Source organism: Rhizobium sp. 2MFCol3.1 (assembly GCF_000377565.1).
Classification (GTDB): Bacteria; Pseudomonadota; Alphaproteobacteria; order Rhizobiales; family Rhizobiaceae; genus Rhizobium.
On the sequence record NZ_KB898361.1, the window covers coordinates 1 to 15456 of the forward strand.

The following is a 15456-nucleotide window of genomic DNA, read 5'->3' on the forward strand; positions in this document are numbered from 1 at the left end:
CAAAGGCCTGCAGCAGTCGATGGACCTGGCTTCGACTGAGGTCGAGCCGTTCGGCTGCCTGGACGACGCTCAGACGTTCGTCACGGATCTTCTGGATGAATTCGAGGCGATGCAATTCTTTCTGCGACATGGTGATCAAAAAGGACATGACGACTCCGACCGCTCATGGTCTCGACCAGACTGAAGATCGTCATCCTTGCTCCCAACGTTGGCTTTGACCAGTGCGTCGAGAGGCGAGACTGTCGCATCTCTAACTGGCCCAACTGTCGCATTACTAAATAGCCCTTACAGAAAATTATCGCATAAGATAGATTATGGAACAATCAGATGTATGCAGATGAGTAAAACTGGCTCGAAATGCTCAGCAACCCACCGCTTCGCTTCATCGCACCTCAATCATCGTCGCTGCGCAATCCCCGGCACATTTGGCCAATGAGTTTGTGGAGCTGCTCAGGATCGACATCCAGCCGACCGGTCAGCAAGCGGCCCCAGGCAAAGCCCGCCAGGAGTTCGATGGTGAGTTCCGGATCGACGTCGGCGTTGATCTCGCCGCGGCGTTTGGCGCGGCGCACCAGTTCGGCAGTCTGGTCGATGCGCTCGGCCATGTAGGCTTTGAGCGCTGCTGAGGTCGTGGCGTCGCTCTGGGCTTCGGCGATGACGAAGCGGAAGATCGAGCCGGCTTCGCTGTCGCGCCAGTAGTCGAAGAGCGCGGTGACGAAGGCGAACAGGTCGCTCTCGATGGTACCGGTATCAGGCACCGGCTCCACGTGCTTCTGATCATGGTAGACGTCCAGTAGAAGTGCCGCGCGCGATGACCACCAGCGATATATCGTCGGCTTGCCTGCGTGCGCCCGCCTGGCGACGGCCTCGATGGAAAAGCCGCTCAATCCTGTCTCGCGCAGAATATCGGCGGCAGCCTTCAGGATCGCTTCCTGGCTCGCCGGATTTCGCTGCGCGCCGATCGAGGTGCGTCGCTCGGCTGTCAGTGTCGATGTCATGAAACTCCTCCGTTATCCCGGGCTTTCGTAGCACAACGCAGACTTGAATGAAACGCATCGTTTCGTTATGGTTCCATCGAAACGATGCGTTCTTATAAGAGGGGAAAACCATGAGCGCCGACCACAATGATACCGCCGCATCTTCGGGCGATACGGGCACGACGCCGCCTCACCGATTGCCTAGACCGTGCCGATTTCGCCTGTCCTTCCTGCTGATCATCGCGGTCTATCCGCTGATCACGACGCTTCTCTATGTTCTGATGCCGCTCACCAGCACATGGGAGACGTGGCACCGCACGCTTGTCATCACGCCCGTCATGGTGTCGTTGATCGTGTTTCTGGTGACGCCGATCATCCAGCGGCACTTCGGCTGGTATGTGCTGCGCATGCCGCGTCCTCAGCGGTAGAGGCGGGCGGACCGCCATTTTCCGAACGATCCATCCACACTGGCATGCCGGGCGGGGCGCCCTGCCCGGCCTTTGCGCTGTTGCGCACCCTCCTCCGTCGCCATCGCGCATGTCCCTCGCAAAAAGGCATCGGCATGAACGCAAATTGATGCTTTTCGCATGCCGGCTTAAGGCCTAGTCAATTTCCATCTGATCGAAGAGGACACGGCGATGGCAACCCCATTCTACTGGAACGAGCTCAACACCTACGATTTCGCCGGGCTGTCCGCCGACACCACGATCGCCATTCTGCCGATCGCTTCGACCGAGCAACACGGGCCGCATCTGCCCGTTGCCACCGATGTCGCCATTGCCAACGGCATGCTGCAGGAACTGCGCCGCCAGCGACCAGACGATCTCGACATATTGGTGCTGCCGACGCAGGAGATCGGCAAGGCGAACGAGCATGTCTATGGCCCGGGCACGCTGTCTCTCAGCGCCGAACTGCTCATTCCCGTCTGGACCGCGATCGGTGCGAAGGTGGCGGAAGCCGGCCTGCGCAAGATGGTGATCGTCAATTCGCATGGCGGCAATGTCGATATCATGAGCATCGTCGCGCGCGAGCTTAGAGTGCGTTACCAGATGGCCGTGGTCTCCACACAATGGGGCCGCTTCGGCCATCCCGATGGGATGATCAGCGAGCATGAGACGCGCTACGGCATTCACGGCGGCGAGGTCGAGACCTCGCTGATGCTGCATTTCCGGCCGGATCTGGTGCGGATGGACAAGGCCGAGAATTTCACGTCGAAGGCCGAATGGATGCGCGAACAGTCGAAGTTCATCCAACCGCTGCCACCGCATTCGCTGGCCTGGATCGCCCATGATCTCAATCCGAACGGCGTGGTCGGCGATGCCTCGCGCGGCACCGCCGAAAAGGGCGAGGCGATCTGCCGGCATCAGGTCAAGGGCTTCGTCGAGATGCTCGGGGACCTCAAACGCTATCCGCTCTCCACTCTCTACAGCAAATAGGCTGCGGCCCGGCCGGTATGCCGTCACGCGCCGACTGTTCTATCCGGCGCGATGTGGCCCTTGTCCTGCAGCTCGTGAACGAGGCCGGCGAGCTCGGCCAAGAGATATTCGACGAACAGGCTGGTGGCGGCGTCCAGCGGCGCGCGGGCGCGGGCGAAGAGCTTCATCGGCTGATGGCGCGCATGCGGCTCGGCGATCGGCCGGAACACGAGTTCGCCGGCACGGCATTCGGTCACCACGTCGAGCGGGTTCAGCATGGTCAGCCCTGCCCCGCATTTCACCAGTTTCTTCAGCATTTCCGAGGCGTTGCTTTCCAGCACCGGTTCGACGGACACATCAAGCCGCGCCAGCGCCAGATTGATGACATCGCGCAGACTGGTGCCTTGTTGCGCCAGAAGCAGGCGCTCCTGGACGACATCGCCGAGATTGATCGGTCCGTCGCCGATCAATCGGTGGCCGGGCGGCAGGACGATGCCGATCGGGATGTCGAAGCTCCCGAGCGAGCGGATGCCTGGCGTGGCTGGAATGTTGAAGCCGAGGCCGATATCGACCTCGCCTGAGAGAACAGGATTGACCGTGGTCGTGCCGGCGTCGTTCCGGATCTGGAAATAGACGCGCGGATGTTCGGTCTGGAACCGGGTAATGATTTCGGCAAGCGGGCCGGATGCAAGACCCACTGTCGTCACCAGCCGCACCTTGCCGGCCTGTTGCATCTTCAGGCTTCTGATGCGACCTTCCAGGCGATCGTAATTCTTCAGCACCTCGCGGATATGTTCGATGCACAGCTCGCCTGCGGCCGTCAGTCTCAACCCGCGCGGCAGGCGCTCGAACAACGGCGCTCCGATTTCTTCCTCCAGCGCCAGGATCTGCCGGTTGATGGCCGAGGATGCGACGTTGAGGCGGGCGGCGGCCTTGCGGATCGAGCCAGAGCGGGCGATCTCGTCGATGTATTGAAGCTTTCTGGAGTGCAGCATTTGACCCTCGGTGCATCTATTTTAAGCGCCGCGCACAAATTAGAAACAGACGCCTGATGAGATGCCAAAAAGGCATCGTTGCGCACGAATTTTGATGCTTTTCAAACAGCAAAGCAACGGTTCAAATGAAAGAAATGGGGCGCTGTCGCAGACGCTCCTTGGCCTAAAAGGGGAATGGCTGACATGTCCAATGCATTGAAGACGATGGCTTTTACGGCGCTGCTTGGTCTCGGGACGGCGCTTTGCGTGGCTGCTCCCTCCTACGCGCTCGACAAGGTGAGCTACGGCACCAACTGGCTGGCCCAGGCCGAACATGGCGGCTTCTACCAGGCGATCGCGGATGGCACCTACGCCAAGCATGGTCTCGACGTGACGATCGTTCAGGGTGGCCCGAATGCGGCCAACTCGGCGCTGCTGATTTCGGGCAAGATCGACTTCTACATGGGCAGTTCGCAGGGTGAACTGACGGCCGTCGAGCAAGGTATTCCGCTGGTCGATGTCGCGGCGATCTTCCAGAAGGACCCACAGGTTCTGATCGCGCATCCGGATGCCGGCGTCGAGAAGTTCGAGGATCTCGCCAAGCTCGACACGCTGTTTCTCGGCAAGGATGGCTACCTCACCTTCTTCGAGTGGATGAAGGCCAACTATTCCGGCTTCAAGGACGAGCAGTACAAACCCTACAATTTCAATCCCGGCCCGTTCATCGCCGACAAGTCCTCGGCGCAGCAGGGCTATCTGACGTCGGAACCCTATGAGGTCCAGAAGCAGACCGGCTGGGAGCCCAAGGTCTTCCTTCTCGCCGATAACGGCTACAGCCCCTACTCCACGGCGATCACCACGACGCAGGCAATGATCGACGGCAAGTCCGACGTGGTGCAGCGCTTCGTCGACGCCTCGATCGAGGGCTGGTACAATTATCTCTATGGCGACAATGCCAAGGCCAACGAGCTGATCAAGAAGGACAATCCCGAGATGACCGATGGTCAGATCGCCTATTCCATCGCCAAGATGAAGGAATACGGGATCGTCGAGTCCGGCGAAGCCTTGGACAAGGGCATCGGCTGCATGACCGACGCGCACTACAAGAAGTTCTTCGACGAGATGGTCGGCATCAAGGTGCTGAAGGCCGACACGGATTACACCAAGGCATTCACGACCAAATACGTCTGCAAGGGCGTGGGCATGGCGCTGAAGAAGTAGGTCGGGCTTCCTCCTCTCCTGTGTGGAGAGGAGGCCCATGGCATACCCAGGAAACGAACGGACCTCATGACTTCATCGCAGCCCACCCCGTCCGCGACACCAGCCGAAGCGCGCAGGCGGCCGCTCGTTGCGATGAAGCAGGTGTCGAAGGTCTTCTCCAGCGGCACGGTCGCGCTCTCGGGCATGACGCTGACGGTCGAGAGCGGTGAGTTCATCAGCCTGCTCGGGCCATCGGGCTGCGGCAAATCGACGGCGCTGCGGATCATGGCCGGGCTCGGCGACGTCTCATCGGGCACGATCGACTGGCCGAGTTCGCGCATCAATTCGCGCGGCCTGCCGGAGGGCGATATCAGCTTCGTGTTCCAGGAGCCGACGCTGATGCCCTGGAAGAACGTGTTCGACAATGTGCACTTGCCGTTGAAGCTGCGCGGTGTATCGAAAGCTGCGGCGCGCGCGGAAATCATGGCGGTGCTTGCGACCGTCGGGCTGCAGGATTTCGCCGAGGCCTATCCGCGCGAGCTCTCCGGCGGCATGAAGATGCGCGTGTCGATCGCACGCGCGCTGGTGACGAAGCCGAAGCTGCTCCTGATGGACGAGCCCTTCGCGGCGCTCGACGAAATCACCCGGCAAAAGCTCAACGACGACGTGCTGCGGCTCTGGAAGGAGACCGGTATCACGGTGATCTTCGTCACGCATTCGGTGTTCGAGTCCGCCTACCTCTCTAACCGCATCGTCGTCATGAAGGCGCGGCCGGGGCGGGTGCATGCCGATCTGCCGCTCGTCACCAGTCTCGAGCGCGACGCGCATTACCGCACCTCCGAGGAATACCGCCAGGCTTGCGAGACGGTCTCGCACTCGCTGATCGGCGCGATCAACGCCGCGAAGGAGGACCACTGATGGCCGATATCGCCGAGACACCCGCCATCGAGGTTGCCAAGCCGATCAATGCGCGCCGCCGCGATCTGGCGCTGCGGATCCTGGTTCCGGTGCTGACGGTTGCGGCGCTGGTCGTGATCTGGTGGCTCTATGTCAAGCTGTCTGGCGTGCCGCCCTATATCCTGCCGGGTCCGGCGGCGGTGGCCAACGCCTTCGTCAGCGATTGGGGGACGCTTGCCCCTGCCCTTTGGGTCACCACCAAGATCACCTTCATGTCGCTGATCCTGGCGCTGATCGGCGGCGTCGGTTTCGCCGTCTTTCTCGTGCAGTCGCGCTGGATCGAGATCGCCTTCTATCCGCTGGCGGTCATCCTCCAGGTGACGCCTGTGGTGGCGATCTCGCCGCTGATCCTGATCTATGCACCGTCGACGCAGGTGGCGCTCTTGATCTGCGCCTTCCTGGTCGCCTTTTTTCCGATCCTGTCGAACATGGTGCAGGGCCTGAAGAGCGTCGATCACAATCTGATCAACCTCTTCGAGCTCTATGGCGCCTCGCGCTGGCAGACGCTGCTCTATCTGAAGCTGCCGGCCGCCCAGCCCTATTTCATGACGGGGCTGCGCATCGGCGGCGGGCTGGCGCTGATCGCAGCCGTCGTCGCCGAATTCGCAGCAGGCTCGGCCGGCGCCGGATCGGGTCTGGCCTTCCGTCTGCTCGAAGCGCAATACCGCATGAACATCCCTCGCCTCTTCGCCGCCCTGCTGATGCTGTCGCTGCTCGGCGTGGCGATCTTCGCGGTCACCTCATTCATCTCCTGGCTCAGCCTGCACCGCTGGCATGAGAGCAGCCTGAAGCGGGAAAACTGATGACCTATTCCTTCATGTCGCCGCCCAACTCCGCGCGCTTCGTGCTCAGCCACGCCACTTTGCCCGATATCGCCGTCGCGGGCTGCGAGGGTGTGGCGGCCGAGGGGCTGGTGAAGGCCGATCTCGTCATCGAGGACGGATTGATCGCGGCGATCCTGCCGCCAGGTTCTGCGCCGCAGGAACTTGCGAAATCCGACATGCGCGACGGCATGGTCTGGCCGTGTTTCGCCGATGTGCACACGCATCTCGACAAGGGTCACATCTGGGCGCGCAACAGCAATCCCGATGGCACCTTCATGGGCGCGCTGAACTCCGTCGGCATCGATCGCGCCACGCACTGGAACGCGGCCGATGTTCGCAAGCGTATGGAGTTCTCACTGCGCTCGGCCTACGCACACGGCACCAGTCTGATCCGCACGCATCTGGATTCGCCAGCGCCGCAGCATCGCATCTCGTTCGAGGTGTTTGCCGAGGTGCGCGACGCCTGGAAGGATAAGATCGCGCTGCAGGCGGCGGCCCTGTTTCCAATGGACGACATGGTCAACGAGGCCTATTTCGCCGAACTCGTCAAAATCGTTCGCGACACCAGCTGCCTGCTCGGTGGCGTGACGAAGATGAGCGCGGATCTCACCTGGCAGCTCGATACGCTGCTGAAGACGGCCGCCGACAATGGGCTCGATGTCGATCTGCATGTCGACGAAACCGACGATCCCGGCGCAGAGACGCTGAAGGCGATCGCCGAGGCGGTGCTGCGCAACGGCTTTACCGGCAAGGTGACGGCCGGGCATTGCTGCTCGCTTGCAAGGCAGGACAACGAGGTTGCCAAGCGCACCATCGATCTGGTGCAAAAGGCAGGAATTTCAATCATTTCCCTGCCGATGTGCAACATGTACCTTCAGGACCGATACCCTGACCGGACGCCGCGCTGGCGTGGGGTGACGCTGTTCAAAGAGCTCGATGCTGCCGGGGTGCTGACAGCCGTCGCCTCCGACAATACGCGCGACCCCTTCTATGCCTATGGCGATCTCGATCCGGTCGAAGTGTTCCGCGAGGCGGTGCGCATCCTGCAGCTTGACCATCCGCTCGACAGCGCCGCGCGCGTCGTGACCACATCGGCCGCCGATATCGCAGGGCGCCCGGATATGGGCCGCATCGCTGTCGGCCTGCCCGCCGATCTCGTGCTTTTCAGCGCCCGGCGCTGGAGCGAATTTCTATCCCGTCCGCAGGCCGACCGCGTGGTGCTACGCCGCGGCAAGGTCATCGACCGCAGCCTGCCGGATTACCGTGAACTCGATAGCGTCGTTGGAGCCTGACATGCCGGATTACCAGAAGATCAAACAGGAACTCGAAGGCATCGCCATCGAGGACAATCCGGCGCTGGTGCGCCAGAAGAGCCGGGACTTCTATTGGTACTCCCCCGTGCTGAAGGCGCAGCTCGACGGCGTCACCGCCGATCTGGTGGTCACGCCGAAGAATGAGGCCGAGGTCATCCAGACGCTGAAGGTGGCGTTCGCACACGGCGTTCCGGTCACCCCGCGCGGTGCCGGCACCGGCAATTACGGCCAGGCCATGCCGCTCTCCGGCGGTATTGTTCTCAATCTGGCGGCCATGGACCAGATCAAGGAAATCCATCCCGGCCGGGTGATCTGCGAACCGGGGATCATCATCGCGCAGCTCGACAAGCAGACCAAGGCGCATTCCGGCCAGGAACTGCGCTTCCACCCTTCGACGGCGCAGACGGCGACGATCGGCGGCTTCATTGCCGGCGGTTCCGGCGGTGTGGGTTCGATCACCTGGGGTGGCTTGCGCGATATCGGCAACATCATCCGGCTGCGGGTGGTGACCATGGAGGCAGAGCCGCGCATTCTGGAGCTGACGGGCTGGGACCTGCAGAAGGTCAGCCACGCCTATGGCACCAACGGCATCATCACGGAGATCGAGATGCCGCTGGCGCCGGCCTACGACTGGGTCGACGTGCTCGTCGGCTATGACCAATTCATGGACGGCGTGCGCTACGCCGATGCGCTGGCGAAGTGCAACGGCATCCTGACCAAGGAGATCGCCCCGATCGCGGCTCCCATCCCCTACAGCTACTTCACGCGCCACAAGCCCTATATCCGCGATGGGCAGTCCGTCGTGGTGGTGATGGTGGCGCCGCATTCGATCGATGCCTTCGCCGCGTTCACGGCCTCGCAGAAGGGCGAGATCATCTTCCGCTCCGACAAGGTCGAGAGCATGAAGGGCATTCCGCATGCCTATGAGCTCGCCTGGAACCACACGACGCTGCGCGCGCTCAAGGTCGATCCCGAGTACACCTATCTGCAGGTCCAGTATCCCGGCCCCGACCATGTGGCGAAGGTCGCCAAGATGGTCGAGATCTTCGGGGACGAGGTGCCCGGCCATCTGGAGTTTATCAAGTTCGACGGGCAGATCCAATGCTCCGGCCTGCCGCTGGTCCGCTACACGACGGAAGAGCGGCTGGAGGAGATCATCAAGATCCACCAGGACCATGGCTGCCCGATCTTCAATCCGCACCGCTATACGCTCGAGGAAGGCGGCATGAAGCAGACGGACAAGGTGCAGCTCGCCTTCAAGCACGAGACCGATCCGAAGGGGCTCTTAAACCCCGGCAAGATGATCGCCTGGGAGAACCCCAACTTCGACTTCTCCGCCGGCGAGAACTATCTGTTCCCGGGCCTGGCCTCGGTGATGGAGAGCGCATGAGGGTTCTGGTCCTTCACTCGCATCCGGTGGAATCGAGCTACGGCAAGGCGCTCTATCAAAAGACGCTGGAGAGCCTGAAGGCGGCGGGCCATGAGGTCGATGCCTGCGACCTCTATGCCGAGGAATTCGACCCGGTTCTGTCGCGGCATGACCGGCTGGTCTATCACGACTATCCTGAGAATACCGAGCTGGTGAAGGACCATGTCGAGCGGCTGAAGCGGGCGGAGGGGTTGGTCATCGTCACCCCGATCTGGAACTTCGGCTTCCCGGCGATCCTGAAGGGCTATTTCGACCGCGTCTGGCTGCCGGGCGTTTCCTTCGAACTGGTGGACGGGAAGGTCGAATCCCGTCTCAGGCACATCCGCAAGCTTGGCGCGGTGCTGACCTACGGGGCCACCCCGTTCCGCGCCTTTGTCGCCGGCAATCCGCCGAAGAAGATCGTCAAGCGGGTGCTGAGGGCGCAGATCAATCCGGTGCGCCCGGTGACCTTTCTCGCTCATTACGACATGAACAACTGCACGGAAGAAACGAGGGCGGCGTTCATGGGCAAGGTCGAGACGGCGATGGGGCGGTTTTAGACCGTCTCGAGTATCGCCGCCCTGCCCGTTTCATCGGTCAATTATCGCATGAGAACATCTTATCAAGACATTGATAAAATGAATTTTTCTCTAGTGCTTTAGACGCTCTACAGCGTGACCACCTTCGCAGCCGTCACCTCGACCTCGACCAGAAACTCCGCACGCGTAAACCCGCCGACGACGAGCAACGTGGAGACGGGCTTGGGGTCGAGCGTGTAGCGGTCGCGCACGGCCATGTAGGCCGGGAAGTCCTCGCGGCGGGTCACGAAGCCGGAGATGCGGATCACGTCCGCATAGGTCATGCCTGCCTCCTCCAAGATCGCGCCGATCGCCTTGAAGCAGAGTTCCGCCTGGGCGGTGACGCCTTCGGGAATAGTGTCGTCAAGCGCGATGCCGAGTTGACCTGACGTGACCAGCAGCGAAGCGCCTTGCGGCACGAGGAAGCCGTGATTGTAGTTGCCGAAGGGCTTGCGAACAGATGCGGGATTGATCGCGTTCTTCATGAAAACCTATATTTCACAATTCTTTATGGTTCATTGCTGATATCCGAAACGAAGATCAGTCCGCCTTGTCGGATGCGAATACAATACTGGCATCGCTGACGATGGCAACATGCGAATAGGCGGCCTGGCTGGCCGCAGCAGCGTCGCCGCGCATGATCGCCGTGACGATGACGTCGTGCTCGTCATAGGACTTGGCAAGGCGCCCGGCGAGCCGGAATTGCGCGCGGCGAAACGGCGCCAGACGCGCGCGGGTCTGCGTCACCATTTCATAGATATGGTCGTTGTGGGCGCCGCGATAGAGGCGGGTGTGGAACTCCGTGTTGTGGGCGGCATAGTCTTCCTGGGCATTGGCGTGAACCAATCTCGCCGACGCGCGATGTTCGAGTTCGAGCGCATGGCGCTCATCGACGGTCATGCGCTCCGCGGCCAGCCGCGCGCAGATGGCTTCGAGCTCCGACATCGCCTCGAACATGGAGTGAAGATAGGCTTCAGTGACGTTGGCGACCACGGCGCTGCGGTTGGGCTCGCGATCGACGAGACCCATGGCGCCCAGTTCCCGCAAGGCCTCGCGCACCGGCGTCCTGGAGACGTCGAAACGGACAGCAAGGGAGAGTTCATCCAGTCGTTCGCCGGGATGCATGACGCCGATGACGATCATGTCCGCGATAGCGCGCACCATCTGCTCGACGGTGGTGCCTGTGCGTATGACTTGTCTGCGCCTGATCTGCTTCACTTCAGAACTCTGCATTTCACATTGCATACAGATGAACGGCGAAACACGGAAAGTCAAATAATTATACATTTGCAGCGTCTTATGGGCTTGTATGAATGTCTATGTGCAGCATTTTTCCGTTGTTATCAGGTAGATGCGGCGATTTTTCAGACATGGATGCATTTTTAATCACATCCAGATTGCAATCTGCATACAGTTTACGCGCTACCGCCTCCCCTCTTTCGAAAAACACGTAATAACAATACCTTAGAAACTGGCACGGTCATTGCATGCACTTTTCCCGCAACCATTTGTTTGACGCGGCCTTGCCGCAGGGAGAATCGCAATGACCAAGCTCCTTTCCATGAATCGCCGCCATTTCCTCCAGGCTTCCGCCGCCGGCGCGCTGGCGATGACGCCGGGCCTGATGGCGGGTCGCGCCATGGCGCAGACCGCGCTCACCGTCGGCTTCATCTATGTCGGCCCGAAGGACGACTACGGCTATAACCAGGCCCACGCCGAGGGTGCCACCGCCGTCAAGGCGCTCGAAGGCGTCACCGTCGTCGAAGAGGAAAATGTGCCTGAAACCGTCGATGTCCAGAAGACGATGGAGTCGATGATCAATCTCGATGGCGCGACCCTGCTCTTCCCGACCTCGTTCGGCTACTTTGACCCCCACATGCTGGCCATGGCCGCGAAATATCCCGACATCCAGTTCCGCCATTGCGGCGGCCTCTGGCAGGAGGGCAAGAACCCCATGAATACCGGCTCCTATTTTGGCTATATCGGCCAGGGTCAGTATCTGAACGGGATCGCGGCCGGCTATGCCTCGAAGAGCAAGAAGATCGGTTTCGTCGCCGCCAAGCCGATCCCGCAGGTGTTGCAGAACATCAATTCCTTCCTGCTCGGCGCGCGCTCGGTCGATCCCGCCATCACCTGCCAGGTGATTTTCACCGGCGAATGGTCGCTGGCCGTCAAGGAAGCGGAAGCCACCAACGCGCTGGTCGACCAGGGCGCCGACGTCATCACCTGCCATGTCGATAGCCCGAAGGTGGTGGTCGAGACCGCGGCCGGTCGCGGCGCCTTCGTCTGCGGCTACCACGCCAACCAGAGCCCGCTGGCGCCCGAGAAGTACCTCACTGGTGCCGAATGGGCCTGGGGCAACGTCTACACCGATTTCGTCAAGAAGGCCCAGGCCGGCGAGAAGCTCGGCAATTTCGTGCGCGGCGGTCTGAAGGACGGCTTCGTCAAGATGAGCCCGCTCGGACCTGCCGTTTCGGCTGAAGCCCGCACCAAGTTCGAGGCCGTCCATGGGGAGATCATGAGCGGCAAGTTCTCGGTCTTCAAGGGACCGATGAAGGACAACAAGGGCAACGTCATCGTCGCCGCCGACAAGGCGCTCGCCGAGGACGCGATCGAACTCGAGAGCATGGACTACCTAGTCGAGGGCGTCGTCGGATCCACGGCTTAAGCCAGAGGGAGAAGCGTCATGACAATCGAGGCGAACACTCCATCCCTATCGCCTGCAATCTCCGATACGCCAGCGCGGTCCTTCCTGGGGCCGTTGCTGGAATGGCTGGCGCGGCGGGCAGAACCCGTCATCATCAGCCTCGGCGCGATCCTGGTCGGTCTGGCGCTTTTCTCGCTCTTCATCATGGCGGTCGGCAAGTCGCCGGCCGTGCTTTTCCAGCTCATGTATACCGGCGGCTTCGGCAGCTGGTTTTCGGTGCAGAACAGCCTCAGCCGTTCCGCGCCGCTGCTTCTGACGGCGCTCTGCGTGGCGCTGCCGGCGCGGCTGGGTCTGACGATCATCGGCGGCGAGGGAGCGGTGGTGCTTGGCGGCGTTGCGGCTGCGGCAATCGCCCTTCCCTTCATCGGCACCCTGCCCGCCATCCTGGTGCTGCTTCTGATGGCGGCGGCGGCCATGGTGGTCGGTGGCATCTGGATCGGCTTCGCTGGCTTCCTGCGGCACTACCGCGGGGTGAACGAGACGATCTCCTCGCTGCTGCTCGCCTATATCGCGATCGCGCTGATGAACCAGTTCGTCGAGGGGCCTCTGCGCGATCCGGCCAGCCTCAACAAGCCTTCCACCGCGCCGCTGCCGGCGGAGTACATGATGGGCAAGATACCGGGCATGGACGTGCACTGGGGTCTGGTGATCGGTATCGTTGCCTGCATTGTCTCTTGGATCCTGATCGAAGTGACGAGCTACGGCTTCGCCGCCCGCATCGCCGGCGGCAATGTGCGCGCCGCGCAGATCCAGGGATTGCCGGTGGGACGGCTGATCGTCGGCTTCACGGCGATTGCCGGCAGCTTCGCCGGGCTTGCCGGCATGATCGAGGTCGCCGCCGTCCAGGGTAGCGCCAATGCTTCGATCGCCGCCGGCTACGGCTATACCGGCATCCTCGTCGCCTTCCTGGCGCGACACAATCCGCTGGCGATCATTCCCGTCGCCATTCTTCTCGGCGGCATTGATGCCTCGGGCGGGTTGATCCAGCGGCGCATGGGCCTGCCGGACGCGACCGTGCTGGTGCTGCAGGGGACGCTGTTCGTCGTCATCCTGCTGTTCGAGACCTTCTACGGCCGCTTCAAGATCTTCAATCCCGACCTTTGGAAGAGGAACCCGTGATGGACGAGACCGGTATCGGCATATGGGGTGTACCGCTGGCGATCCTCGCCGGCGCCATCCGTGTCTCCACGCCCTTCATCTTCGTCAGCCTCGGCGAGACGATCACCGAGCGATCGGGCCGCATCAATCTCGGGCTTGAGGGAACGCTAGTGTTCGGCGCGATGACGGCCTACGCGGTTGCCGTCATGAGCGGCTCGGCCTGGCTCGGCGTGCTCGCGGCTATGGCGACGGGTGCCGTCTTCGGCCTCGTGCACGGCTGGATCTGCAAGTGGCCGAAGGTCAACGATATCGCGATCGGCATCGCCATGATGCAGTTTGGCCTGGGCATGGCCTTCTTCCTCGGCAAGCCCTTCATCAAGCCGGTGGCGCCGCATCTGCCCTCGATCCCGCTCGGCGGCTGGTCGAGCCTGCCGCAGGTGCAGGCGGCGTTGAACATCAATGTGCTCTTCGTCATCGGCGCGTTGCTCGCGGTGGCGCTGTGGTGGGCGTTCAAGAACACCCGCGTCGGCCTCATCCTGCGCGTCGTCGGCGACAGCACGGATGCGGCGCGCGCCATGGGCATCGATCCGGATCGTGTTCGCTTGCTGGCCACAGCTGCCGGCGGATCGCTGGCCGCGGTCGGCGGGGCGTATCTTTCGCTCTATTATCCCGGCTCGTGGAACGAGGGCATCTCATCCGGCCAGGGTCTGATGGCGGTGGCGCTCGTCATCTTCGCGCGCTGGAACCCGATTGGCTGCTTCTTGGCCGCCCTGCTCTTCGGCGGCGCCGGCGCGCTCGGCCCTGCCCTGCAATCGGTCGGCGTCACGCAAGGGTACTACCTGTTCTACGCGGCGCCCTACGTGCTGACGCTCGCCATCCTGATCGCCACTTCCTCGCCTACCCGCTCGCTTGCGGGTGCGCCGGGGGCCCTGTCACTCACGAAATAAGTCACTCACCAAGTAATTGTCGATCGAATAAGGATTTAGCCATGAACGGTCTCGGCGGCCTCAACAAATCCGAACACGGCGTCGGCATCGGCCTCGTGCAGCTGCAACTCCCCGTGACTGTCACCAAGGAGGACCTGGCGCGGCAGACGCAGGTGATCGTCGACCTCGTCGGCAAGGCACGGCGCAACCAGCCGGGCATGGATCTCGTCGTCTTCCCCGAATATGCGCTGCATGGGCTGTCGATGGATATCAACCCCGAGATCATGTGCCGGCTGGATGGGCCTGAAGTCGCGGCCTTCAAGAAGGCGTGCCTGGACAACAGGATCTGGGGCTGCTTCTCGATCATGGAATTCAATCCCGGCGGCATGCCCTATAATTCCGGCATCGTCATCGATGATACGGGCGAGTTGAAGCTCTATTACCGCAAGATGCATCCCTGGGTGCCGGTCGAGCCATGGGAGCCAGGCAATCTCGGCATTCCCGTCATCGATGGCCCCAAGGGCGCCAAGCTGGCGCTGATCATCTGCCATGACGGCATGTTTCCCGAGATGGCGCGCGAGTGCGCCTACAAGGGCGCCGAGATCATGATCCGCACGGCGGGCTATACCGCGCCGATCCGCGACAGCTGGAAGTTCACCAACCAGTCCAACGCCTTCTGCAACCTCATGGTCACGGCGAGCGTGTGCATGTGCGGCTCGGACGGCACCTTCGACAGCATGGGCGAAGGCATGATCTGCAATTTCGACGGCTCGATCATCGCCCACGGCACATCCGGCCGCGTCAACGAGATCATCACCGCCGAGGTGCGTCCCGACCTCGTGCGCGAGGCGCGGCTCGGCTGGGGCGTGGAGAACAACATCTACCAGTTCGGCCATCGCGGCTATGTCGCTGTCGCGGGCGGCGCTGGCGACGCGCCCTACAGCTACATGCACGACCTGATAGCGGGCCAGTACAAGCTGCCCTGGGAGGCGGACATCAAGATCACCGACGGCACTTCCTGCGGCTTCGACAAGCCGGCGAGGCGCTATGGCGAAACATTCAAGCTTGCGGGCGAATAG

At 61.9% G+C, this 15456-nt stretch carries 17 protein-coding genes; 12 read left to right on the top strand and 5 right to left on the bottom strand.

Annotated features, from left to right (window positions below; genetic code table 11):
* A partial coding sequence (locus D460_RS35205) for a helix-turn-helix domain-containing protein (RefSeq protein ID WP_155947775.1) occupies nucleotides 1–148 on the bottom strand: 148 nt, incomplete at its 3' end.
* A gap of 244 nt (nucleotides 149–392) precedes the next feature.
* A complete protein-coding gene (locus D460_RS0117310) occupies nucleotides 393–998 on the bottom strand; it encodes a TetR/AcrR family transcriptional regulator (RefSeq protein WP_018899836.1) in 606 nt (201 codons plus the stop codon).
* A gap of 110 nt (nucleotides 999–1108) precedes the next feature.
* On the opposite strand from D460_RS0117310, the gene D460_RS33235 reads away from it, so the two are divergent.
* Nucleotides 1109–1405 carry a hypothetical protein gene (locus D460_RS33235; protein WP_018899837.1) on the top strand — a complete coding sequence of 99 codons (297 nt, stop codon included), beginning with the start codon at nucleotides 1109–1111 and terminating at the stop codon, nucleotides 1403–1405.
* Between the two features lie 210 nt (nucleotides 1406–1615).
* Nucleotides 1616–2413 carry a creatininase family protein gene (locus D460_RS0117320; protein WP_018899838.1) on the top strand — a complete coding sequence of 266 codons (798 nt, stop codon included), beginning with the start codon at nucleotides 1616–1618 and terminating at the stop codon, nucleotides 2411–2413.
* Nucleotides 2414–2436: 23 nt separating this feature from the next.
* On the opposite strand, the gene D460_RS0117325 is transcribed toward D460_RS0117320, so the two are convergent.
* Nucleotides 2437–3387, bottom strand: coding sequence for a LysR family transcriptional regulator (locus tag D460_RS0117325; RefSeq protein ID WP_018899839.1), 951 nt, complete (start codon nucleotides 3385–3387; stop codon nucleotides 2437–2439).
* A gap of 183 nt (nucleotides 3388–3570) precedes the next feature.
* Between D460_RS0117325 and D460_RS0117330 the strand changes: the two genes are divergently transcribed.
* The 6 genes from D460_RS0117330 to D460_RS0117355 all read left to right on the top strand — a co-directional run bounded on the left by D460_RS0117330 (nucleotide 3571) and on the right by D460_RS0117355 (nucleotide 9628).
* The gene (locus D460_RS0117330) at nucleotides 3571–4587 is read left to right on the top strand and encodes an ABC transporter substrate-binding protein (RefSeq protein WP_018899840.1); all 1017 of its coding nucleotides are present in this window, start codon (nucleotides 3571–3573) and stop codon (nucleotides 4585–4587) included.
* A 66-nt stretch (nucleotides 4588–4653) separates the two neighbouring features.
* On the top strand, nucleotides 4654–5484 hold the full coding sequence (locus D460_RS0117335; protein WP_018899841.1) for an ABC transporter ATP-binding protein: 831 nt from the start codon (nucleotides 4654–4656) through the stop codon (nucleotides 5482–5484).
* Nucleotides 5484–6326 (top strand): ABC transporter permease, encoded by an 843-nt coding sequence (locus D460_RS0117340; protein WP_018899842.1) that lies wholly within the window; start codon nucleotides 5484–5486, stop codon nucleotides 6324–6326. Before D460_RS0117335 ends, D460_RS0117340 begins: the two co-directional genes overlap by 1 nt.
* Nucleotides 6326–7639, top strand: a complete 1314-nt coding sequence (locus D460_RS0117345; protein ID WP_018899843.1) for a cytosine deaminase — start codon at nucleotides 6326–6328, stop codon at nucleotides 7637–7639. The genes D460_RS0117340 and D460_RS0117345 overlap by 1 nt, the downstream gene beginning before the upstream one ends.
* 1 nt (nucleotide 7640) lies before the next feature.
* A complete protein-coding gene (locus D460_RS0117350; protein WP_018899844.1) occupies nucleotides 7641–9050 on the top strand; it encodes an FAD-binding oxidoreductase in 1410 nt (469 codons plus the stop codon).
* A complete protein-coding gene (locus D460_RS0117355; RefSeq protein ID WP_018899845.1) occupies nucleotides 9047–9628 on the top strand; it encodes an NAD(P)H-dependent oxidoreductase in 582 nt (193 codons plus the stop codon). Before D460_RS0117350 ends, D460_RS0117355 begins: the two co-directional genes overlap by 4 nt.
* Before the next feature lie 107 nt (nucleotides 9629–9735).
* Here D460_RS0117355 and D460_RS0117360 read toward each other — a convergent pair whose 3' ends face one another.
* Both D460_RS0117360 and D460_RS0117365 read right to left on the bottom strand, forming a co-directional pair.
* A complete protein-coding gene (locus D460_RS0117360) occupies nucleotides 9736–10131 on the bottom strand; it encodes a RidA family protein (protein ID WP_018899846.1) in 396 nt (131 codons plus the stop codon).
* Between the two features lie 55 nt (nucleotides 10132–10186).
* Nucleotides 10187–10864 (bottom strand): GntR family transcriptional regulator, encoded by a 678-nt coding sequence (locus D460_RS0117365; RefSeq protein WP_026283259.1) that lies wholly within the window; start codon nucleotides 10862–10864, stop codon nucleotides 10187–10189.
* A gap of 325 nt (nucleotides 10865–11189) precedes the next feature.
* On the opposite strand from D460_RS0117365, the gene D460_RS0117370 reads away from it, so the two are divergent.
* The 4 genes from D460_RS0117370 to D460_RS0117385 are packed head-to-tail and all read left to right on the top strand — an operon-like array spanning nucleotide 11190 to nucleotide 15456.
* On the top strand, nucleotides 11190–12314 hold the full coding sequence (locus D460_RS0117370; protein ID WP_018899848.1) for a BMP family ABC transporter substrate-binding protein: 1125 nt from the start codon (nucleotides 11190–11192) through the stop codon (nucleotides 12312–12314).
* Nucleotides 12315–12332: 18 nt separating this feature from the next.
* The gene (locus D460_RS0117375; protein ID WP_018899849.1) at nucleotides 12333–13472 is read left to right on the top strand and encodes an ABC transporter permease; all 1140 of its coding nucleotides are present in this window, start codon (nucleotides 12333–12335) and stop codon (nucleotides 13470–13472) included.
* Complete coding sequence (locus D460_RS0117380) at nucleotides 13472–14398, top strand: ABC transporter permease (RefSeq protein WP_018899850.1); 927 nt, start codon at nucleotides 13472–13474, stop codon at nucleotides 14396–14398. Before D460_RS0117375 ends, D460_RS0117380 begins: the two co-directional genes overlap by 1 nt.
* A gap of 41 nt (nucleotides 14399–14439) precedes the next feature.
* Entirely contained in the window at nucleotides 14440–15456 is a 1017-nt protein-coding gene (locus tag D460_RS0117385) for a formamidase (protein ID WP_018899851.1), read from the top strand.

Excerpts from the sequence above, each read along its gene's own strand:
- D460_RS0117310 (WP_018899836.1), bottom strand. The coding sequence starts at position 998 with ATGACATCGACACTGACAGCCGAGCGACGCACCTCGATCGGCGCGCAG.
- D460_RS33235 (WP_018899837.1), top strand. The coding sequence starts at position 1,109 with ATGAGCGCCGACCACAATGATACCGCCGCATCTTCGGGCGATACGGGC.
- D460_RS0117320 (WP_018899838.1), top strand. The coding sequence starts at position 1,616 with ATGGCAACCCCATTCTACTGGAACGAGCTCAACACCTACGATTTCGCC.
- D460_RS0117325 (WP_018899839.1), bottom strand. The coding sequence starts at position 3,387 with ATGCTGCACTCCAGAAAGCTTCAATACATCGACGAGATCGCCCGCTCT.
- D460_RS0117330 (WP_018899840.1), top strand. The coding sequence starts at position 3,571 with ATGTCCAATGCATTGAAGACGATGGCTTTTACGGCGCTGCTTGGTCTC.
- D460_RS0117335 (WP_018899841.1), top strand. The coding sequence starts at position 4,654 with ATGACTTCATCGCAGCCCACCCCGTCCGCGACACCAGCCGAAGCGCGC.
- D460_RS0117340 (WP_018899842.1), top strand. The coding sequence starts at position 5,484 with ATGGCCGATATCGCCGAGACACCCGCCATCGAGGTTGCCAAGCCGATC.
- D460_RS0117345 (WP_018899843.1), top strand. The coding sequence starts at position 6,326 with ATGACCTATTCCTTCATGTCGCCGCCCAACTCCGCGCGCTTCGTGCTC.
- D460_RS0117350 (WP_018899844.1), top strand. The coding sequence starts at position 7,641 with ATGCCGGATTACCAGAAGATCAAACAGGAACTCGAAGGCATCGCCATC.
- D460_RS0117355 (WP_018899845.1), top strand. The coding sequence starts at position 9,047 with ATGAGGGTTCTGGTCCTTCACTCGCATCCGGTGGAATCGAGCTACGGC.
- D460_RS0117360 (WP_018899846.1), bottom strand. The coding sequence starts at position 10,131 with ATGAAGAACGCGATCAATCCCGCATCTGTTCGCAAGCCCTTCGGCAAC.
- D460_RS0117370 (WP_018899848.1), top strand. The coding sequence starts at position 11,190 with ATGACCAAGCTCCTTTCCATGAATCGCCGCCATTTCCTCCAGGCTTCC.
- D460_RS0117375 (WP_018899849.1), top strand. The coding sequence starts at position 12,333 with ATGACAATCGAGGCGAACACTCCATCCCTATCGCCTGCAATCTCCGAT.
- D460_RS0117380 (WP_018899850.1), top strand. The coding sequence starts at position 13,472 with ATGGACGAGACCGGTATCGGCATATGGGGTGTACCGCTGGCGATCCTC.
- D460_RS0117385 (WP_018899851.1), top strand. The coding sequence starts at position 14,440 with ATGAACGGTCTCGGCGGCCTCAACAAATCCGAACACGGCGTCGGCATC.